Genomic DNA, 21060 nt, shown 5'->3' with positions numbered 1-21060 from the left:
CAGCGTACACAGCGCGCACAGCCCTCGCGCGCTAACCTGCGGCGTTGCGCAGCTTCGTCGCGACACTCGTCGCCGAAACCGCAAGGCCGGCTGCGCCGAGCACACACCACAGCGCCGCGATCAGACCGCCCCACTGTGACGCTGGGGTGTTGCCCTGTGTGAGCGGCACCTCAGCCACCATGGCGGCCGAGGTGAACGGGGTGAGTGAGGCCGCGTCGCTGCCGTCGGGCAGCACGATTGCACTCGTGCCGACCGTTGAAATGTTGACGAGCGCCCGGCCCGTCTCGACGGCGCGCAGCCGCGCGATCGCAAGCTGCTGCGCGCTCTCGTCGGTGCGCCCAAAGTCAGCGTTGTTGGTCTGCGCGAAGATCACCTCAGCGCCGTCATGCATCATCGCAACGGCCTGCTGGTCAAAGATAATGTCAAAACAGATCGCGAGGCCCGCCCGCACCGCGCCTGCCGCGGTATCGATGCTGAACGCCGCGGGCCGCTCGCCCGCCGAGTAGTCGAGCTGCACGAGGTCTACGAGCTCTGGCGCGAGTGCACGAAAGAAGTCGCGGTTGGGCATGTACTCGGCGAACGGCACCGGGTAGCGTTTGTCGTACCGCTGCTCAAGCGGCCCGTCTGCTTCCCACACGAGGGTGCTGTTGGTGTAGATCTCACCGGGGTCGCGCAGAATCGAGCCCACGACGATGGGTGCGTCAGCCCGCTTGGCTAGTTGCGCCACTCGTTGGCTACCGAGCACGTTATCGCCGAGCGCAAACTCGGCGCTGTTTTCGGGCCAGACAATCACGTCGACCCGTTCATCTTGCGCTTCAAGCTCGTCGAGCAGCCGCTCGGTCGCTTCGATGTGATCGGCGAGCACCGACCCCGATTCACGGTCATCGAAGATGGCCGACTTTGAGTTGCCCTGGACCGCAGCGACCCGCAGCTCTCCGTCACGTGCGGCGGGAGCTGGTGGCACGAGAGCGGCGAGCACAACGAGTGCGAGCGCGCCCGCACACCAGACGCCTGCGCGGCGGCGGGCGCGATCCGGCGCGAGAGCGCGCGCGTCACGCAGCCAGAACAGCGCGGCGCATGCGGCCGCGCACACGAACGCGACGAGACCCGTGAGCCCCGCGAATCCGAGCCACGAAACCGACTGCAGCAGCGGCCCGCTCGCCTGCGTGTGGGCGAGGCGTCCCCACGCAAAGCCGCCGTAGGGCACGAGACCCTGAAGCTGTTCGCGCGCAACCCACAGCCCCGCGACCGCGAGCGCTGGCCACGCGATGCCCGGCAGCTTGCGCGTCACGAACGAGGCGGCCGCCCCAAAGAGGCCGTACCAGGCGATCATCAGTGAGCTCAGGGCCAGCCAGGGCACCGGGCCGAGATAGAGCGTGAGCCACGAGATGTGCGGCAACCAGAACGCCGCCCCCGCGACCGCCCCAATACCGAGGGCGTCCCACGAGCGCTGGCGCCACAGCGCCGCAAGTATCAGGGTGACGGCCGGGAAAGCGGCCCACCACCAGGCGAGCCCCGGCGTCGCGGCGTCGAGCAGCAGCCCGCCCGCGAGCCCCGCGGGCCAGGCAAGCCACCAGCGCAGCGCGCCGCTGCTCACGGCGCGGCTCACGGCGCCGGTCACGCGCCGCTCGAGGATTCGACGATGCCACGCCGGATCGACCGCTTCGCGGCCCGTGCCTGCGTACCAAGAGCGTGAAGCCTGTCGTAGTCCGCGCCCGTCGCGTTCTCGCAGGCCTGCGCAATCTGGTCGAGCAGGTCGATCGTCTGCTTCGCCCAGCGCACAAAATCGCCCGCGCCTATGCCTGCCGATTCGAGCAGCACTTCGATGGGCTGGCCGCTCGACCAACCGTGCATCGTCGCTGCGAGCCCGGCGTGCGGCATCTCGGTGCGCTGCAGCCGGTGGCGGTCTGCGAGGTCGTCGAGCCGCTCCCAAATCTCAAGCACCCGGTCGTAGGCGTGCGCGAACGGTGCGCCGCCCGGCAGCCTCGCTTCGCCCTCGTCGTCGCGGCGCGGCTCATAACTGAGCACGCAGCACATCGCCGCAAGGCCCGCCGTATCGAGACCGGCAAACGCGTCTTCGCGCAGCGCTTCGGCGACGAGCAGGTCACGGTCGCCGTAGATGCGGCGCAGCAGCTGCCCCCACTCGGTGACCCGCGGATCTTGCGCCCGGCCCTCGAGGTAGCCGAGCTCGGTGAGCAGTGCGACCACACGGTCGAACGTGCGCGAGATAGTGCCGGTGCGGGCGGCGATCTGGCGCCTGCCGCGCTCAAGTTTGCGGCGCAGCTTGCGTGCGCGGTCTTCCCAACGCTTTTGATCGTTACCGTTTGCCCGTGCTACGGCCGCGTCATAGCCGCTGAGGGAGTCCTGCATGGCACGCAGTTCGCGCGCCTCCCCCACAACAGCCCGGTCGGTCTGAAACTGCGCAAACGACAGCTCGAGCGTCTCGCGCACCTTCTCGGCGCTCATGCGCTCGAGCAGGTTCACCGCCATGTTGGGGGTGGGGCGAAAGCTCGAGCGCACCGGAAACGATCTGGCGCCGGCGAGGTGCGCGAGCTCATCGAGTTCGACCGCTTCGTGCCAGACGACCACCGCGTGCCCCTCGACGTCGATGCCACGGCGGCCGGCGCGGCCAGTGAGCTGCGTGTACTCCCCCGAGGTGAGCGGCACGCGGCTTTCGCCGTTGAACTTGTCAAGCCGTTCGATGACGACCGCGCGCGCGGGCATGTTAATGCCGAGGGCGAGGGTTTCTGTCGCGAACACGAGCTTCACGAGGCGACGCTGAAACAACTCTTCAACGACGGTCTTGAACGTGGGCAAGAGACCTGCGTGGTGGGCGGCGACACCGCGCTCGAGCCCCGCGAGCCACTCGCGCACACCAAGGACGCGGCGTTCTTCGTCACTCATATCGGCGACGGCTTCGCGGGCGCGGGCGCGAATCTCGGCGCGCTCCTCGCGGTTCGTCAGCGAGATCCCCTCAAACAGGCACTGGCGCACCGCCTGGTCGCAACCGTTGCGGCTAAACACGAACACGATCGCGGGCAGCAGGCTCGTCTCGTCGAGCGCGCGCGCGATGTCTGCGCGCGAAATGCGCCGCGTGCGGCGCACGGGGGGCCTACCCCGCGAGCGGTCGCCCCGGCCGCCGCGGCCGCGCCCGGCGCCCTCGAGCTGTCTCAGCTCGGGGTTAATTTTGCCTCGGGCGGCAATTTCACCGTCGCGGCCCACAAACAGGGGTGCCAGCTGCTTGCTCGTGAGCACGTGCTGGTAGAGCGGCACGGGCCGATGCTCTGACAGGATCACATCGGTGTCACCGCGCACCGCGTGCATCCAGTCGCCAAACTCCTCGGCGTTCGACACCGTCGCAGACAGCCCCACGAGGCGTACGTGGCGCGGCAGGTGCAAGATGATCTCCTCCCAGACCGCCCCGCGAAACCTGTCGCCCAGAAAGTGCACCTCGTCGAGCACCACAAAGTCGAGGTCTGCCAGCCGGCCCGTACGCTCGCCGCTGGCGGGGGCACCGCCTTGATCGCCGCTGAAGGCCTTGGCCGCATCTACACCGTCGGCGTAGATCATGTTGCGCAGCACCTCGGTCGTCATGACCACGATGGGGGCGTCGCCGCGCAGGTTGACGTCGCCCGTGAGCAGCCCCACCTCGTCTTCGCCGTACTGCGCGCACAGCTCGTGAAACTTCTGGTTCGACAGCGCCTTGATGGGGGCGGTGTAAATAATGCGGGCGTCTCTCTCGCGGCGCGCCAGAAACACCGCGAACTCTGCGATCGTCGTCTTGCCGGATCCGGTGGGGGCGGCCACGAGTACGCTGCGGCCCTCTTCCAAGCGCGCGCAGGCTTCACGTTGAAACGCGTCGAGACCGTAGGGCAGTCGACGTTCGAACTGTTCGAGTGCGGTTTGTGCGGGCGCGAGCGGCCCTGCTACCGGTGTGTCGCTCACGCTGTGCCCTCGGTTCGTGCGTCGTGTGCCTGCTCGTCGAGGTCGTACTCGGCGAGTTCCTTGGCCGCGCGTTTATCGGCCCGGCGGTCGTGCAGAATCGCGATACCCGCTGCAATGAAGTACAGCAGCACCATGGGGGCGGCCAGCAAGAACATGCTCATCAGGTCGGCGGCGGGCGTTGCGATGCCCGCGAACAAGATGATGCACAAGATAGCGACGCGCCAGCTCTTCAGAATCGACTGGCCTCGCAGCACTCCGATGAAGTTGAGCAACACGAGCAGCACGGGCATGACGAAGCCGATTCCTACGGCGAGAAGCAGTTTGATCGCAAAGTCTAGGTAGTTGCGCGCGTTCAAGAAGAACGCGTCTTGATCGGGCTGAAAGCTCGCCATGAGCCGCACGATGTTGGGCAGCACCATCCACCCTGCAAAGGCGCCGCCAAGAAACAGCGGCACGGCGGCGCCCAAGAAAGCGACGCCATACAGCTTCTCGCGTCGCGTCAGGCCCGGGGCCAAGAACGCCCAGACCTGGTATAGCCACACGGGCGACGCGATCAGGATCGCAATGAACAGCGAGATTTGCACCTTCGTGTCAAAGGCCCCGGTGATATCCCCGTAAGTGATCATTGCTTCGCGGCCCTGATCGCCGAGCTTCTCGATCGGCAGACGCAGCATGTCCCACACGAAGGGCGACAGCAGCCAGCCCGCCACGAGTGCCACCGCGATCGCGATCGCCGCGATCATGAGACGCTTACGCAGTTCAACAAGGTGCTGGCCGAGGCTCATGCGCCCCTCGGAATTGCGCCCCTGGCGCGCCTTAGTTGCCATTAGTTCAGTGTATCCCAGCGACCGGGGTGGCCACTCCAGACTGCGCGATCATGCGTCGTATGCGGCGAGGGCGCGGCTGGCCCAATCGTGCACCGCCATACGAGCACGGGGCGGCGACTCGATCACGATGCGGCCCGGCGCGATGCGCATGAGCTGCAGCGGGAGCCCGCTGTGCCACGCGTCGATGGCCACCCGAAGCCTGCCCGCAGCGCTTTCTTCAATGACACGCGGGGCAAAGCTACTCAGGGCCGTAAGCGCCTCGCTTGGCACGGTGGCGATCAGCTCGTACGTGCCGGTAGAAGCGGTGCCTGGCGCGTTCGCTGGCGTCTGCCTTTGTGTAGTCTTCTCCCCTTCACCGGCGACACCCACCTCAGACATCTGCGCGACACGAAAGCTGCGCTCAGCCTGCCTCGTGAGGCAGAAGCCCCGCAGGTACCACGCATCGCCGTCTTGGTCGAGTGCAAGCGGCTTCACCACACGCTCTGAGACGTGGCCCGCTGCGTCGCGGTAACAAAAACGAAGCGTCGCTTCGTCGCGCAGCGCCTCAACGATGAGCGCCATGCGCGGATCTTGATGGTCTTGTTCGAGGGAGAGCGATGCGGCGGGCGTACCGAGAGCCTGAGCGAGCTTGTGCGAGAGCGTACGGGCACGTTCGGCGTCGGCCGCGGGCAGAACGGGTTCGAGCGCGTGCAGCCCCGCGATGAGCGCCGCGGTTTCTGCGGGTGCGAAGCGCGGCGCCTCGTCAACCGCGATCACGCGGGTGAGCCGCGCCTCGTCGCGCTCTTCGAGGGCGTCCCAGTCAATGTCAAAGAGGTCTTCATGTTGATATCGCTCGGTGTCGCCCGGCACGCCCGCCGTGCCAAGAAACAGCATCAGCTCGCGCACCTCGGTCGGGGTGATCCCAAACCGCTTCGCGAGCTCTGCGACAGGCACAAAGTCGCGCTCACTCAGGTAACCGACGAGCGACAGCAGCATTACGACACGGTCAGCCGCTGTCGCGGCGGGCGGCGCAGTGGATTTCGTGTGTTTGCTGGGGCTCGCGGGCTTACCCGATCGTCTCGTGCTCACTCTGCGGCCCCTTTCTGGTGTGACGCGTCGCGTTGTGGCGTCGCCCCAGGCGTTCCAGCGTGCGCCGCGGTGATAGCGCGCAGTGCGTCAACAACGAGCGTGCGCAGCTCAGGGGGCGACACGACGGCAACGTCAGGCCCGTATTCGACCAGCTGAGCGGCAAGCAGGTGTGCATCAAGATACGGCACCTCGATCATTCGGTCGCGGGCTGGTTCAACAGGTTCGCCAGGTTCACCCGGTTCAAGCGCGCCATCGTCGCAGGTGCCGTCGCAGGTGCTGTCGCGGGCGCCCTGCAGGGCGCGGAGCCGGGCTTCGGCCACAGAGTCTGCCCGCACGCGCAACTGTGCCTGCTGCTTCGCGGCCAGTTCACCCAGCTCGGTGATCAAGCGGGCCGTGATCTGGGTGCTCATCTCACGCAGGTGGGCACCGATCGCTGAACGCTCACGCCGCACCGGCCCCGAGATCCGGGCCAGCAAGAAGACCCGGGCGGCATCGCGCTCAAGGTCCCAGCCGAGCAGGTGCCAGCGGCCGTGGGCGCGATGCAGCGCGAGCGGGGCGACGCGACGCGGGTGCGGGGCGTCGCGCCCGGGATTCGTGTAATCGAACGACACCGTACGCCCCGCATCGATTGCGCGCTGCAGGTCGCCAGCCCCCGGCTCGATCGGGCCCAGCTTGGGGGCGACGCCCAGGTGCCGCACATCGAGGCCTGCGCCGAGCGCCTCGAGTTTCACCACGGCGTGGCGCGAACCCTCGCTCATGCTGCCCTCGCTCCACGCGATCGCGGCGAGCCGCAGCAGGGTGAGCTCGTGCGCGTCAAATCGCAAACCGGCCGGAAACTGCAGCCTGTGCTTCGAAATGCGGTAGCGCGTGAGCTGGTTATTGCCGGGCTCGAGGGGCGAGTCGCGGGTCTCGACATGAATGCCGAGGGCGCGCAGTTGCTCCTTATCGCGCTCGAACTGCCGCTCGAGCGAGGCGTTTAACCCGCCAAACTCGTAGCGGTCGGCGTAACCGTGCACCGACCGCAGCAGGTCACGTTTGGTGACGCCAGAAGGGCTCACCACGAGCGCGAGCACGAGGCTAAATAGCCGTTGCTCGCTCGGCACCCGCTCGCGCGCCGACACTGTGAGGCCGCCTAGTTGACGCCGAGAATGTCGATGACGAGCACGCGGGGCGTGCCCTCTTCGAGGTTTTCGATGACGACGACCTGCGAGCCCACCTGCTGGCCGGTGAGAGCTGCGCGGTACGTGAAGCCAGACTGCGCGATCTGCTCTTCGTTGCCCAGGCCCATGAGGCCAGTCTCCCACGTGTTGGTGCGTTCCTGGCCGTCCCAGCCAACCTCGAGCAGCTGCGCGATCACGTTGTTGTCTGCCGTGACCTCGGCGCCGGTGCCCGCGATGCGCACCGCCGACGTGGTGCCCTGGGGCGCCTCGCGCGGGGGCAGCACGACGCCCGGCCGACCCTCGTCGTTCGTAACAACAGCGGGGTAGCCGTTGGGCAGCCCCTGCGTCTTGCCCTGCACAGCGAGGGGGCTCACCGACTGCACGTCAACAATGCCGACGACGCTGCCCTGACCGCTGCCGCCCAGCTGCGCCGAAAGCTGTGCGCCCTCGGCGGGACCCAGCGCGAGCACGGCGCGGTCACCCGCGGCGAGGCAGCGCACCGACTCGCTCAGCGGGTTCGACTGCGCTTCGTCCACGAGCAAAAACTCGGGCGAGGCGGCCGAACCAAATGCGGGGCTCTGGTAAATCTGCTCACCGGTCGCCGAATCAAAGAACGCCATGTTGACGCCCACGAGTGACTGCTCGCCCGCCACGACCGAGCGGTCGCTCGCCTCATCGATGACGGTGCGCTGCGACGTTTCGATGGTGATGTCACCAGGTACCTGCATCGCGGGTGCAGCATCAAAACCACCGTCAACCGTGACATTGTCGCTCAGAGCGCCCGGTTGCATACCGGGGGTGCAGTCTGGCGCTGCCTGCTGCGCGCTACAACCGGTGATCCCGGCGATGAGCAGCGCAGACACTGCGGTGGCGGGAATGACTCGACGAAGCATGGGTACCTCTCGCAGAAACCTGTGGGAACTCGGCCATCCTATCGAACCGAGGCTGTGCAACATGACGGACTACTCGCCCGCGTCGGGATTCGTGGGCAGCGCCCCCCGCTCTTCGGCAAGCTTGACCGCTTCACGCGCCTTCTTGCGCAGAATCTTGTCGCTCTTCGACCACTGCCCGATGGCCTCGGGGGTCCAGGTGTCAGTTGCGTCTGCGCCGGGCGCGAGATCGGGCAGCCAGGTGCCCATATCTGCATCTGAGAACTCAGTCTTCGATGCGCGGCGCTTGAGCTGCGGCAGCTGTGTCCCCGGCGCGAGCCTGCGCGCGGTGATGAGAAAGCCCGTGTGCGCGACCATGCGATGGTCGGGTCGCACCGCGAGTCCTTCAACGTGCCATCCACGCACCATCGTCTCTGACGATTGTGGGTGGGTAAAGAGCCCGCTGCGCCGGATCTCCTCTGCCGTGCGCGACAACTGGGTGACGGTGGCGACATAGCAAATCAGCACACCGCCGGGCGCGAGGGCGTCGGCGGCCACGTCAACACACTCCCAGGGTGCGAGCATGTCGAGCACCACGCGGTCGATGCTGCCCGGCTCACACGAGCTCGGCAGAGTTTCTTGCAGGTCACCGACCGTCACCGACCAGTTCTTCGGCGCACCGCCCAAGAAGGCGGCTGCGTTAGCGCGCGCGACGTCGGCGAACTCTTCGCGGCGTTCGAACGAGAACAGGCGACCCGTCTCGCCGATGCCGCGCAGTAGGTGCAGCGACAGCGCACCCGAACCGACGCCGGCTTCGACCACGCGGGCACCGGGGAAAATGTCTGCGAGTGACAGAATCTGCGCAGCGTCCTTCGGGTACACGATCGCGGCCCCGCGTGGCATCGACATCACAAAGTCAGACAGCAGCGGGCGCATGGCCAGGTACTCTTCGCCCGTGTTGTTGACAAGCACTGACGCGTCGGGCCTGCCCACGATCTCCTCGTGCTTGATCATGCCCTTGTGACTGTGAAACTCGCCGCCGGGCACGAGCGTAATCGTGTTGAGCCTGCCCTTGGGGCCGGTCAGCTGTACGCGATCACCAAACCCGAGCGGGCCGCGCAGGGCGAGAATCCCCGCTGCCGACTCTGGTGCTGCGGGTGCTTGGGCCGCCTCGGTGTTGGGGGTCTGGTCGCTCACGCGGTTTCTCCTGTCCCGGCTGGTGCGCCGGCGTTCAAAGGGTGGGTGTCGCGAACAGCGCGATAGCGCTGCGCAAGAGTGTGGGCAGAGTGGCCGTCGAGAGTGGGCCACACTTCGTGGGCGGGCGCGGAATCGAGCGCCAGCAGGTTGGGAATACCAATCGCGACGGCGCCCGAAGCGCGCGCCGAGGTGACGCCGGGCACCGAGTCTTCAAGCGCCACGCAGGCTTCAATGGGTACACCGAGTGCGCGAGCCCCCAGGTGGTAGGGCTCGGGGTGTGGTTTCTCGAACTTCACTTCGTCGCCCGCGATGACAGCTTCAAAGGTGCCCTCGGGCAGCAGCGCGATCACGGCGTCTGCGATGGGCCGCACCGACATGGTGACGAGCGCGCTGGGGATCCCCTGCTCACGTAGACTCGCCAGCAGCTCGACGGCTCCCGGGCGCCATTCGGGCTCGCTGGCTGCGAGGCCCGCGATGACACCGCGGGTCCACTCGGCGATGATCTCGTCTTCGGTCATGGCGACGCCGAGCCCCTGAAACATGCGGGCGGCGGCGCGCAGCCCCGAGCCGATGAGCTGGTTACGCACCTCTTCGGTCAGCTCAAGCCCAAATCGTTCGAGCATTTCTACCTCGACATCGAGCCACAGCGGCTCGGAGTCGATCAGGGTGCCGTCCATGTCCCACAGCACCGCGGCGGGTGCGTCGTCAATGCTTGTCTTGATCATCCGCAACAGTCTACCGACCTCGGGCCGGTATCCTGGGTGCGGCCCCACACCCGATCGTGCGGGCTGCGACACCACCAAACTTCAGGAGCCTCGAGTGACAGATACCCTTCGCCCCACCCCGCGCGTGCTGCTCGCCGCATTTCAGGGCTGGGGTGATGCGGGAGAAGCCGCCACCGACACGCTGCAGCACCTAGCGGGGCTGCTCGGCGCCGAGCCGCTGCACACCATTGGGGCTTCGGGATTCATTGACTTTCAGGCGCATCGCCCCAAGCTCACCCGGGCGCCTGGCGGGGCTAGGTCGCTCGAGTGGCCCGACACCCGCTTATTTGGGCCCGTCGCCCGCCCGGCTGACGACTGGCCCGTAGCGCAGCCGGTCGAACGGCCCGTCGACACAGCAGATGAGCTCCCCGCGGAGCAGCCCGACGAACCTGCCCAGAAACCCGCCGATGACGAGCGTGTGCGCCGCATTGACGGCTCACCGGTCACCGAGGTGTACCTGCTCGCCGGTTACGAGCCCGCCTACCACTGGCAGGATTTCGCCGAAGAAATCGTTGATTTGGTCGACACCTGGGCAATCGACACCGTGATTCTCATCGGGTCAATGTACGCAGAGGCGCCGCACTCGCGTCAGATCGCCACGACTATTACGTCTGAGAACGCCAAACTGCGCGAGGCAAGCGGCGCCGAGCTTAGCGGCTACGAGGGCCCCGTCGGCATTATGACGGTGATCGAGATGGCCCTCACTGCCGCAGACGTGCCGACGATGTCGCTGTGGGCCCAGGTGCCCCACTACGTGCACTCGGCGCCCTCACCCAAGGCGACCCTCGCGCTGCTCGACAAGCTTGAAGAGCTGCTCGACGTTGTGATCCCCCGCGGCGAGCTGCTCGCCCAGTCCAACGACTGGGAGTCCCACATCAACCGCATCGCCGACGGTGACGAAGAAATGTCACAGTACATTCGCACGCTCGAACGCGCGCGCGACGAGGCGCTGGCCGCCGGCACCACGGGCGACGCCATCGCGCTCGAGTTCGAGAAGCTCTTGGGAGCTGTGCCCGGCGAGATCTTTCCCGGCGCCCCGCACCCCCGCGATGCCGCGGCGGGCCCCGATCCGGCTCGAGATCGGGGCCCCGATCCGGAGCAGGATCAGGGCCCCGAGGAGGCTGGGCCGCAGCCCTCGGGGCGCTAGAGCTCTACGCCCTCGGCGCGCTAGAGCTCGACGCCCAGCAGCGCGAGCACCGCGCTGCGAATGAGCGCGGGATCATCGACCCCGCGATCGAGCGCAGCATCGAGCGTCGCGAGCATCACGGTCGTGTCGAGGTCGTTCGCGAGGGCGGCACGCAGCTGCCCCAGCACCGTCGTAGCCTGCGCCGGATCGTCCCCCGTGCGCTCTAAGCCCGCGCGCCAGGCCTCGAGCCTGCGCGTGGCGGTGTCGAGGTCGCTGTCGTGCCATTCCCACTCTGCACGGTAGTGGTGCGCGAGCAGCCCCAGGCGGATCGCGGACGGGCATGCGCCGCCGTCGAGCAGCTTCGACACGAAGACAAGGTTGCCGCGCGACTTTGACATCTTGTGGCCGTGGTACCCGACGAGGCCCGCGTGGCAGTAGGCGTGCGCGAGCGGCGTGCCCGACAGCGCGGTCGCGTGCGCGGCCGTGTACTCGTGGTGCGGAAAAATGAGGTCGCTACCGCCGCCCTGCACCGTGAATGCGCCGCCGAGCGCGCCCGTCGCGATGACCGAGCACTCAATGTGCCAGCCGGGGCGGCCTGCGCCCACCGGGCTCTCCCAGCTGGGCTCGCCCGCGCGTGCCGCGCGCCACAGCAGCGGGTCGAGGCCGCCGCGCTTACCCGGCCGCTGCGGGTCGCCGCCGCGCTCGGCGCTCAGCTTGAGCATCTCGGCGTAGTCGTAGGGCGCCACATCACCCAGGCGCCACTGCGACTCGCGCTCGGCGGCGGCCGAGTCGAAGTACACGTCTTCGCTGCCCGGGTGGAGGGCGTCTGCGGTGGGGACGGTGTAGGCGAGACCGCGCTCTTGCAACTCGAATACGGCCTGCGCGATCTCGTCGATGTGTTCGGTGACCGCAATGTAGTGCTCGGGAGGAATCATGCCCATGCGGTGCATGTCAGAGCGGAATAGGCCGATCTGGTCGTCGGCGAGCTGGCGCCAATCGACGCCGGTGTCGTTCGCGCGCTCGAGCAGCGGGTCGTCGATGTCGGTGATGTTTTGCGCGTAGACGGTCTCGATGCCGGCGTCGCGCCAGGCGCGCTGCATGATGTCAAATGCGAGGTACGTGAAAGCGTGGCCGAGATGCGTCGCATCGTACGGTGTGATGCCGCACACGTAGAGCAGTGCCCGCCCGTCGGCAATCGCGGGGTGTTCGAGCCGGCCGGTGGCCGTGTTGAACAGCTTGGGCACGGTGCCTACGCCGGGCAGCTCGGGAATCTCGGGCGGGGTCCAGGTTCTCACAGTGCGCCTCCAGCGGTTTGAGCGATAGCCGTGCCGCCCTCGGCGGTCAGCACGCCGGTGGCGAGCAGCACGATGATGACAATGCCGAGCAGCACGCGGTACACGACAAACGGCATGAAGCTGCGCTTCGAAATGTACTTCATGAACAGCCCGATCACGACGAGGGCGATGCCGAATGCGACAACCGTGGCGATAGCAGTGAGGCCCATGGGCGTCGTGTCGGTGGGCGACTTCAAGACCTTAAACAGCTGGTAGAAACCCGAGCCAAACACGGCCGGAATCGCAAGCAAGAACGAGTAGCGGGCGGCCGCCTCGCGCTTGTAACCCATGAGCAGGCCCGCGGTGATCGTGCCACCCGAACGCGAGACGCCAGGAATGAGGGCGAGCGCCTGCGCGAAGCCGTACGCCAGACCACGCTTCCACGTCAGATCCTTAATGTCGCGCTGCTTGCGACCAACACGGTCTGCGAGCCCCAGCAGCAGGCCGAACACGATGAGCGTGATCGCGGTAAACCAGAGCGAACGCAGGGTCGTCTCGATGTGGTCTTGAAACACGAGACCGAGCACAACGATGGGCACCGTACCCACGATGATCCACCAGCCCATCAGTGCGTCGGGGTCTTTGCGCGGTAGCTTGCCCGTGAGCGACTTGAACCAGGCACCGATGATGCGGGTGATGTCGCGCCAGAAGAACACCACGACGGCGGCCTCCGTGCCCAGCTGTGTGATCGCGGTGAACGCGGCGCCCGCGTCGCCAATGCCCATGAGTTCGCTCGCGACGCGCAGGTGCGCGCTCGACGAAACCGGCAAGAACTCGGTGAGCCCCTGAATGATGCCGAGGAGGATCGCCTCGAAGATTCCCATCGTGTCCTTTCAGCGCGCTGTGCACGCGTCGCCGCCTTCGTCCAGTGTGCGCAGGCGGCGTTTGGCTGGTGTTATGGCCGCGCACCAGACTAGCCCACCCGCGGCGGGCGCACACTGAACCGCGGGGTGTTCAGCAGGCCTGCGCCCGCGAGCTGCGCGGCAAAATGCCTATGAGCTGCGCGACAAAACACCTAGTAGCTGCGCAGCAAATCGACGAGCACGTCGTGGCCAAAGTCGAGCGCGTCCAAGGGCACACGCTCGTCGACCCCGTGAAACATGCCGGGAAAGTCGAGGTCGGCGGGCAGCCTGAGCGGTGCGAAACCGTAACCCGTGATCCCGAGCCGCGAGAGCGACTTGTTATCGGTGCCGCCCGAGAGCAGGTAGGGCAACACGCGCGCTTCGGGGTCGTGCCGCTTGAGGCTCGCCGTCATCGCGTCGATCAGCTCGCCTTCAAAGGGCACCTCGAGTCCGACGTCGGAGTGCACGCGCTCGATCTCAATGTCGTCGCCCACAATCTGTTGTACGCGCTCGAGAATCGTGGCCTGCTCGCCCGGCAGCGACCGCACATCCACGAGCGCCTCGGCCGTGTCGGGAATCACATTGTGTTTGTACCCCGCTGTGAGCACCGTCGGGTTGCTCGTGTTGCGCAGGCTCGCCTGAATAAATCCACCGCCCTTACCCAGGCGCAGCACGAGTGTTTCGGGGTCGACGGTCTGCGGGTCTTCACCCAGAAGCTTCGCGAGCTCATCGATGAGGTCACGCGTTGTGTTGCACAGCGCGAGCGGCCACTCGTGTCGGCCGAGCGCAGCGATCGCCTCGGCGAGCCTGGTGACGGCGTTATCGTGCCACACGCGTGAACCGTGGGCGGCCGTACCGCGGGCCCGCAGCCTGATCCAGTCGAGCGCTTTCTCACCCGTCTGAATGAGGTAGGCGCGCTGCCCCTCAACGTCGATGGAATAGCCGCCCACCTCGCTGATCGCGGTGCCAGCGCCTGCAAACAGCTCGGGGTGGTTGTCGACGAGGTAGCTTGACCCGTAGACCCCGCCCGCCTCTTCGTCTGCGAAGAACGCGAGGATCACGTCGCGGCGTGGCTTGTCGCCCGCCCGCAAAATCTCTGCCGTCGCGGTGAGGATCATGGCGTCCATGTCTTTCATATCGACGGCGCCGCGCCCCCACAGCATCCCGTCTTTAATGACGCCCTCGAACGGGTCGACGCTCCACCCCTCGGGGTCTGCGGGTACGACGTCGAGGTGCCCGTGCAGCACAAGCGCTGGCAGCTCGGGCTGCGCGCCCGTGACTCGTGCGACGACACTCGCGCGCCCCGGCGCCGACTCAAAGATCTGTGGCTCAAGGCCCAGGTTCTCGAGGTACGCGGCGACATACTCGGCCGCGGGCCTTTCGGGGTTCGCATCGCCCTCGCCGCGGTTGGAGGTGTCGATCCGGATCAAATCGCGCGCAATGCGCGCGGTCTCTGAGAGCTTCAGCGCGCTCGTGTCTTGGCTCATGCCTCCAGCGTAGCCGGATCCGTGCCTTTTTTTGCGGCAGCTGTGGCGCAGCACGACCCCATGAACCATAATTGACACGCGATTCAATTTTGTCGCGCTGTTTACGTCAGCGATAAGAAATGAGTGTCACCGATGACCACTGCCACTTCCACCCGCTCGTTTCCCCAGACCGGCCCCGAAGAGGTGCGGCTGCGTGTCGCGGGCGGCGTGGCAACGATCGAGCTTCGAGCGACCCAGCGCCGCAATTCGTTCACCACCCACTTCATGGACTGCCTACTTGAGGCCGTTGAAGCTGCGACGGGTGAGACGTCGGTGCGGGTGCTCATCGTCACCGGCGGCGATACCGTGTTTAGCGTGGGTGGCGACCTGCCCGAGTTTGCGGCGGGCGAGTTTGCCCCGGCCCACCTGAGCATCGAGGAGTCTGCCGCGGTGCTGAGACGGCACGCCCTCGTTTCGGAGCTGCTGCGCGGCAGCAGCCAGGTGTCCATCGCGGCCATCGCGGGCCCGTGCGCTGGGGCAGGGCTGTCGTTGGCCGCCGCCTGCGACCTGCGCGTCGCCGCGACTTCGGCCGTGTTTCGCACCGCCTTTCTTGACGCCGCGCTCGCGAGCGATTTTGGCGGGTTGTGGCTACTCACCGAGCTTCTGGGCGAGGCACGCGCGAAGTCCCTATTTTTACTCAACCCGAAAGTATCGGCCGAAGAAGCTCACGCGATAGGGCTGGTGTCACACGTGGTCTCCCCCGATGAGCTCGAGAGCCACACCGCAACGCTCGCAGCCTCACTGGCGTCGAAAGCACCGCTGGCGCTCGGCACGCTGAAACGCTTGACGATGCAGCGCGATCCCGATTTCTCGCGTGCCCTCGACCGCGAGTCACTCGCACAAAAGCGTTGCGCATATTCGGCCGATGCCCGGGAAGCGGCCGCAGCATTCGTCGAACGGCGCACACCTCGCTTCAGCGGCCGTTGAGCCGACGCGCGATCAAAAATAGTCGCGCCACGACGCGCGTTCTGCGCTACAATTTTTAATTGACCAACCAATCAGTTATGGGAGGTTGGACGCGTTCATCACTGATCAAGGAGGATCTATGACTTTCAATACGCGCTTCACCGAGACCTTTGGCATCGAGCACCCGATTGTGTGCGGCGGCATGACGGCCGTTGGCCGGGCTCCCCTCATCGCGGCCGTCGCAAATGCCGGTGCGCTGGGTTTTCTGTCTGCGCTCACGCAGCCCACACCAGAGGAGCTGACCCGCGAGATCGCGCGTACGCGTGACCTCACCGACAAGCCGTTCGGTGTGAACCTGACAATGCTGCCGACGATCAACCCTGTCCCCTACGACGAGTACGCCGACGCGATCGTGCAGGCCGGAGTGCCGTTCGTCGAGACCGCTGGCAACAACCCCGAGCCTTTCCTCCCGGGGTTCAAGGCCGGCGGTGTCAAGGTGATCCACAAGGCAGTCACTGTGCGCCACGCACTCAAGGCACAGTCCATTGGCGTCGATGCCGTCTCAATTGACGGCTTTGAGTGCGCGGGTCACCCGGGCGAAGACGACATCGGCGGCCTCGTGCTGATCCCAGCGGCCGCCGACCAGCTGCACATTCCCATCATCGCGTCGGGCGGCATCGCCGATGCGCGCGGCCTCATCGCCGCACTCGCGCTCGGCGCCGACGCCGTCAACATGGGCACGCGTTTTGTGGCGACGGTAGAGTCTCCCGTGCACGAGAACATCAAGCAGCAGATCGTCGCAAACTCCGAGCGCTCGACCAACGTCGTGTTTCGTAAGTTCCGCAACTCGGCACGCGTGGCAAAGAACGCCGTCACCGACGAAATTATCGAGATTGAACAGCAAGATGGCACGACCTTCGCAGACATCGCGCACCTCGCTTCGGGAGCCCGGGGTCGCGAGCGCGCACTGCAAAACGGCGAGGTCGACGGCGGCGTCTGGTGGGCAGGCCAGACGCAGGGGCTCATCGGCGACGTGCCCACCACCGCCGAGCTGATAGAACGAATCGTACGCGAGGGCAGCGACATCGTACGCGACCGCCTGTCGTCGCTGCTTACCGTCTCGCAGCCGGCGTAGCGCAGCACCCAGCACACGCGAGGGGCGGTGCAGAGAATGTATTCTCTGCACCGCCCCTCGCGCATTCTCGGCGCTAGTTGACCGGTGAGATTGGCGCACCCTGACTCGCGACGACAGGCGCCCAGACATCGTGCGGCCAAAAGTGGGTGTTATCGGTCCTGATAACACCCACTTTTGGCCGCACGCCCACCCTCTCAACCGCAGACGCGGGCATGCGTTTCTCGCCCCGGGCGCGCGAGCACGGCGGAGTCCGAGGACCCCGCCGTGCTTACGTCCCATCCGCCGCTTCAAGTGCGGCGGATGCCCGGTGTCAGATCTGTGTCGACGATGTCGGCATAGAGAGCTACCGGTCGATAACTCATCGCGCGCTATCGCCGGTTTCTGGTACCAAGCGACTGTCTGCGGTCGCCCAGGTCATGAAGGCCTGCTCACCCTCGAGCGGTGCCTGGGTCGCGTGCGACAGCGGGAACCGGGCGACGATCGACTGACCCGACGCCGCGCGACCGTACACGACGACGTCGCTGCCCAGGTACACGCAGTTGTAGATCTTCACCGCAATCGAGTTGACACCGCCGCTCTCATACGCCACGCGCACGTGCTCGGGGCGCACCATCAGCAGGTCACCCGCACCCGCGGGGAGGTCAAACCGGTGCCCGTTCTCCTCCTCGAATCCACTACCTGCAGGCCGTCCCTTGAAGAGGTTCGACTCACCGATGAACTCGGCAACGTAGCGCGTTTGGGGGCTGTCGTACAGTTCCTTCGGCGTACCGAGCTGCTCGATCCGGCCGTGCTTCAAGAGCGCGATGCGGTCTGACATTGTGAGCGCCTCGTGCTGATCGTGCGTCACGAAGATGAACGTGATGCCGAGCTCCTGGTGAATACGCCGAATCTCGAGCTGCATTTCTTCGCGCAGGAGCTTGTCGAGCGCGCCGAGCGGTTCGTCCATGAGTAGCACGCGCGGCTCAAACACGATTCCACGCGCGAGCGCGACGCGCTGCTGCTGGCCACCAGAAAGCTGATCGGGCTTGCGGTCGGCGAGGTGGCTCATCTGAATCATGCTGAGCACATCGTCGACACGCCGCTTCACCTCATCCTTGGGGCGCCGCTGGCGGCGCAACCCAAACGCGACGTTCTCCCACACGTTCATGTGCGGAAACAGCGCGTAGTGCTGAAACACCATGCCGAGGCCCCGGCGGTGCGGCGGCTTGCGCGTAATGTCTTCGCCATCGACCTCGAGCCGACCACCATCGGCCCGCGTGAAGCCAGACACAATATTCAGCAGCGTCGACTTACCCGAGCCGCTCGCGCCCAACAGGGTAATGAACTCACCAGCGTTAATATCGAGGCTCACACCGTCGAGCACCGTGAGGTTGCCGTAGGTCTTGCGCACATCAGACACCCGGATCGCGGCGCCTGTGTGCTGGTCAAGGGTTGAAATCTGTTCGGTGTACGTGAGTTGGCTCGTCATGCCAGATCCTCCTGGAGTGAAAAATTGCGCTTGTTACGTCGTCGCTCCCCGGCGCTCGAGAACAACTTGATGACTCCCTGGCCCGCGAACACCGCAAGAATCACCACGAGAGAGATGGTCGAGATGGCGGCGATCGTTGGATCGATCTGCACGCGAATGCCCGACCACATTTTGACGGGCAGCGTGGTCACATCTGGGCCCGAAAGGAAGATAGCGACCACGACCTCGTCCCAGCTTGTAATGAACGCGAAAAGCGCGCCCGCGAGCATGCCCGGAAGAATGAGCGGCAGCGTGATGCGAAAGAACGTGCCGATGGGGCTCGCTCCCAGGTTCATCGCGGCCATCTCTAGACGTCGATCAACGCTGCTGAGCGAGGCCACCACGTTAATGAGCACGTAGGGCACTCCCAGTGCGGTGTGCACGAGCACGAAGCCAAGCGTGGTTTGTGTGAGCCCCAGCCCCAAAAAGGTGATGTACACGGCCAGACCGACGATCACAAACGGCACGATCATCGGCGCGAGCAACACGGCCATAATGGCGCCACGAAACGGAAACTGACCGCGCACGAGTGCGAGTGCTGCGAGCGTGCCCAGCACGACCGACAGCAGAGCCGACAGCAGACCGATCACGAGGCTATTGCCGAGCGAGCTCATCCATGCCGCGTCAGTGAAGAAGTTTTCGTACCACTGCGTCGTAAAGCCCTCTGGTGGAAATGACAGGTACGGGCTCTCAGACCACGACATGGGAATGATGACGAGCACGGGCATCAACAGGTAAATCGCAATACCGACCGCCAGCAGCCCCAGAAAGGCGCGAGTAATTACTTTCGTGATCATGATCGCCTCATCAATGCTTTCTCAAAGTTCAAGAACTTGCCCGCCAACCCCAACAACAGCAGCGTGATCGCGAGCAGCATCGTTGCAAGGGCCGCAGCAAAGCCGTACCTCAGCACAGCCGACACCTGCTGCACAATGAGCTCACCGATCATCGTGTTCTTGGGCCCACCGAGGAGTGCGGGGGTGATGTAGTAGCCGAGCGCTTGGATGAACGTGAGCAGTAATCCCGCGGCGACGCCAGGCACGCTCAGTGGTACAAAGATGCGCCAGAACGCCCCCGCGGGCCGGGCGCCCAGGTTTTGGGCCGCCAGTCCCAATCGTTTGTCGATGCCAGACATCGTGGCGTACATGGGCAGCACCGCAAAGGGTAGCGACACCTGCACCATGCCAAAGATCACGCCCGAGAATGTACGCAGCATCGTGATCGGCTCATCAATCGCGCCCACTTCGGTGAGCATCGTGTTAATCACGCCCGTGTCGCGCAGCAGCACGATCAGCGCAAAGCTGCGCACCAGCACGCTCGTCCAGAACGGAATCAGCATGATGACCATCATGAGCGTGCGCCAAAACGGTGACACGAGCGTCATGAGGTACGCGTATGGGTACGCCAGCAGCAGCGTCACGAGCGTCACGAGCGTGGCCACGTAGAAGGTGTTGAAAATCACCTTCATGTAGAGGGGCTCGGCGAACACGGCGCGATAGTTTTCAAGGCCCAGCTCAGGGTCGGTAAAACTCTTCACGAGCATTGCCACGAGCGGAATCAAGAACACCACTACGAGAAAGATGAGCAGTGGCAGAACGAGCGCGCCCCACCCGTCTATCGCAAAGTATCGGCGCAGCTTTGACTTGGGGGCGGCGGGGCCGGGAGCCGCGGCCCCGGCGGCGGCTCCCGATTCTTCGGTCTCGACCGAGACGCTGCCAGCGGTGACTGTGCTACTCACTCTGACATCCAAACGTTCATGCGCTCGGTGACGTCGGGATAGTTCTCGGCCCAGTATCCGTAATCGATCGTGGCCGACATCTTCGCGCTGTTGTCTGCGCTGTTTGCTAGCTCCTTCTGTTCGTCAGCGCTCAGCTGCTCAAGCGCTGCGGGTGTGACGGGACCGTAGCCCGTCTGACGCGAGTACGAGGCCTGTGCCTCGGGGTTCGAGAGCACCCAGACCATCCAGTCTTCGGCGAGGTCTTTGTTCGGGTAGCCGGCGGGGATCACGATCTGCTCGTAGGTGCCCAGCGCGTCGGCGTACTCGTTAGCGACCGGTTCGCCCTCGCTCTGCGCCTTAAAGATGCGGCCGTTCCACGCCTGCACGAGCGGCGCTTCGCCGCTCGCTACCAGCTGGGTCTGCTGGTCACCCGTGTCGTACCACACGATGTGATCCTTGATCGTGTCGAGCTTCGCAAATGCGCGGTCGAGATCGAGTGGGTAGAGATCTGCCGGGGCCACCCCGTCTGCGAGCAGGGCCGCTTCGAAAATGCCCCCCGTCGCGTACTTCCAGAACCCGCGCTTGCCCGGAAACTTCTCAACGTCAAAGAACTCTGCCCAGCTGGTCGGGTGGGCATCGGGGAATTTATCGGTGTTGTACCCGATCGTGAAGCCATACATCAGGATCGGAATACCGCAGTCGCTCATGTACTGCGGGTCAACGCCGTTGTCTTTGGCCGCCTGCTTCACATCGTCGCTGAGCTTTTCGATCGTTCCATCAGCACAGGCCGTGTCGGTGAAGTTCGGCTCCACCTCGACCGTGCCCCAGGTGACCTTGCCAGCCTTCACCATGGCGTCAAGCTTGGCGTAGTCGGTGGGCTGATCCTCCTTCATCGTCACCCCAGCCTCTTCGGCCCAGGGCTTATAGAAGGACTCGAGCGCGACGCGCTGCGTCTCACCTCCCCAGTCCACCATGGTGAGGGTTTTATCGGAGTCACCCTCAGCGCCCCCGGCACACCCAGAGAGCACAAGCGCCGCGCTGGTAAGCCCCACGGCAGCTACGACAAGTTTCTTATTCATGAACGTCCTCCTTGACGTCACTTCATTAACTGAGTAGCCAGTCAATACTGACCACTAT

General features: G+C 65.5%; 18 protein-coding genes. 3 read left to right on the top strand and 15 right to left on the bottom strand.

All coding sequences use genetic code 11. The features are described 5' to 3' along the window. Positions 1-31: 31 nt before the first annotated feature. From lnt to ACXR2W_RS01140, 8 genes are all read right to left on the bottom strand, one after another. Positions 32-1621 carry an apolipoprotein N-acyltransferase gene (gene lnt / locus ACXR2W_RS01175; protein WP_458812370.1) on the bottom strand — a complete coding sequence of 530 codons (1590 nt, stop codon included), beginning with the start codon at positions 1619-1621 and terminating at the stop codon, positions 32-34. Beyond that, on the bottom strand, positions 1618-3945 hold the full coding sequence (locus ACXR2W_RS01170) for a DEAD/DEAH box helicase (protein WP_458812367.1): 2328 nt from the start codon (positions 3943-3945) through the stop codon (positions 1618-1620). The genes lnt and ACXR2W_RS01170 overlap by 4 nt, the downstream gene beginning before the upstream one ends. After that, on the bottom strand, positions 3942-4772 hold the full coding sequence (gene tatC / locus ACXR2W_RS01165) for a twin-arginine translocase subunit TatC (protein ID WP_458812364.1): 831 nt from the start codon (positions 4770-4772) through the stop codon (positions 3942-3944). The genes ACXR2W_RS01170 and tatC overlap by 4 nt, the downstream gene beginning before the upstream one ends. Before the next feature lie 48 nt (positions 4773-4820). Next, positions 4821-5840 carry a helix-turn-helix transcriptional regulator gene (locus tag ACXR2W_RS01160; protein WP_458812361.1) on the bottom strand — a complete coding sequence of 340 codons (1020 nt, stop codon included), beginning with the start codon at positions 5838-5840 and terminating at the stop codon, positions 4821-4823. After that, positions 5837-6961, bottom strand: a complete 1125-nt coding sequence (locus ACXR2W_RS01155) for a helix-turn-helix transcriptional regulator (RefSeq protein WP_458812358.1) — start codon at positions 6959-6961, stop codon at positions 5837-5839. Before ACXR2W_RS01155 ends, ACXR2W_RS01160 begins: the two co-directional genes overlap by 4 nt. 11 nt (positions 6962-6972) lie before the next feature. After that, positions 6973-7893 (bottom strand): peptidylprolyl isomerase, encoded by a 921-nt coding sequence (locus ACXR2W_RS01150; protein WP_458812355.1) that lies wholly within the window; start codon positions 7891-7893, stop codon positions 6973-6975. Between the two features lie 69 nt (positions 7894-7962). Continuing rightward, a complete protein-coding gene (locus ACXR2W_RS01145; protein ID WP_458812622.1) occupies positions 7963-9000 on the bottom strand; it encodes a tRNA (adenine-N1)-methyltransferase in 1038 nt (345 codons plus the stop codon). A 62-nt stretch (positions 9001-9062) separates the two neighbouring features. Beyond that, positions 9063-9791: an HAD family hydrolase gene (locus ACXR2W_RS01140; protein ID WP_458812352.1), complete on the bottom strand. Its 729-nt coding sequence runs from the start codon at positions 9789-9791 to the stop codon at positions 9063-9065. Between the two features lie 94 nt (positions 9792-9885). Here ACXR2W_RS01140 and ACXR2W_RS01135 point away from each other — a divergent pair, with 94 nt between their 5' ends. Then, the gene (locus ACXR2W_RS01135) at positions 9886-10977 is read left to right on the top strand and encodes a PAC2 family protein (RefSeq protein WP_458812349.1); all 1092 of its coding nucleotides are present in this window, start codon (positions 9886-9888) and stop codon (positions 10975-10977) included. A gap of 20 nt (positions 10978-10997) precedes the next feature. Here the strand turns inward: ACXR2W_RS01135 and mshC are convergent, their stop codons facing one another. The 3 genes from mshC to ACXR2W_RS01120 form a co-directional block, all read right to left on the bottom strand. Beyond that, positions 10998-12251 carry a cysteine--1-D-myo-inosityl 2-amino-2-deoxy-alpha-D-glucopyranoside ligase gene (gene mshC, locus ACXR2W_RS01130; protein WP_458812346.1) on the bottom strand — a complete coding sequence of 418 codons (1254 nt, stop codon included), beginning with the start codon at positions 12249-12251 and terminating at the stop codon, positions 10998-11000. Beyond that, entirely contained in the window at positions 12248-13114 is an 867-nt protein-coding gene (locus ACXR2W_RS01125) for an undecaprenyl-diphosphate phosphatase (protein WP_458812343.1), read from the bottom strand. The genes mshC and ACXR2W_RS01125 overlap by 4 nt, the downstream gene beginning before the upstream one ends. 191 nt (positions 13115-13305) lie before the next feature. Then, complete coding sequence (locus tag ACXR2W_RS01120; RefSeq protein WP_458812340.1) at positions 13306-14619, bottom strand: M20/M25/M40 family metallo-hydrolase; 1314 nt, start codon at positions 14617-14619, stop codon at positions 13306-13308. Between the two features lie 132 nt (positions 14620-14751). Between ACXR2W_RS01120 and ACXR2W_RS01115 the strand changes: the two genes are divergently transcribed. Together ACXR2W_RS01115 and ACXR2W_RS01110 are read left to right on the top strand one after the other, a co-directional pair. Then, positions 14752-15585, top strand: a complete 834-nt coding sequence (locus ACXR2W_RS01115; RefSeq protein ID WP_458812337.1) for an enoyl-CoA hydratase/isomerase family protein — start codon at positions 14752-14754, stop codon at positions 15583-15585. Between the two features lie 118 nt (positions 15586-15703). Further along, on the top strand, positions 15704-16699 hold the full coding sequence (locus ACXR2W_RS01110) for an NAD(P)H-dependent flavin oxidoreductase (protein ID WP_458812334.1): 996 nt from the start codon (positions 15704-15706) through the stop codon (positions 16697-16699). A 358-nt stretch (positions 16700-17057) separates the two neighbouring features. Here the strand turns inward: ACXR2W_RS01110 and ACXR2W_RS01105 are convergent, their stop codons facing one another. From ACXR2W_RS01105 to ACXR2W_RS01090, 4 genes are read right to left on the bottom strand one after another with little or no spacing between them, the layout of a single operon-like run. Next, positions 17058-18167: an ABC transporter ATP-binding protein gene (locus ACXR2W_RS01105; RefSeq protein ID WP_458812331.1), complete on the bottom strand. Its 1110-nt coding sequence runs from the start codon at positions 18165-18167 to the stop codon at positions 17058-17060. After that, positions 18164-19003 (bottom strand): ABC transporter permease, encoded by an 840-nt coding sequence (locus ACXR2W_RS01100; RefSeq protein ID WP_458812328.1) that lies wholly within the window; start codon positions 19001-19003, stop codon positions 18164-18166. Before ACXR2W_RS01100 ends, ACXR2W_RS01105 begins: the two co-directional genes overlap by 4 nt. Beyond that, positions 19000-19944, bottom strand: coding sequence for an ABC transporter permease (locus tag ACXR2W_RS01095; protein ID WP_458812325.1), 945 nt, complete (start codon positions 19942-19944; stop codon positions 19000-19002). Before ACXR2W_RS01095 ends, ACXR2W_RS01100 begins: the two co-directional genes overlap by 4 nt. Continuing rightward, positions 19941-21002 (bottom strand): ABC transporter substrate-binding protein, encoded by a 1062-nt coding sequence (locus tag ACXR2W_RS01090; protein WP_458812322.1) that lies wholly within the window; start codon positions 21000-21002, stop codon positions 19941-19943. The genes ACXR2W_RS01095 and ACXR2W_RS01090 overlap by 4 nt, the downstream gene beginning before the upstream one ends. Positions 21003-21060: the final 58 nt, after the last annotated feature.

It is taken from the genome of Leucobacter faecis (assembly GCF_054456695.2).
The sequence above is the reverse complement of the archived record's forward strand: the minus strand, read 5'-3'. Positions and strand labels throughout refer to the sequence as shown.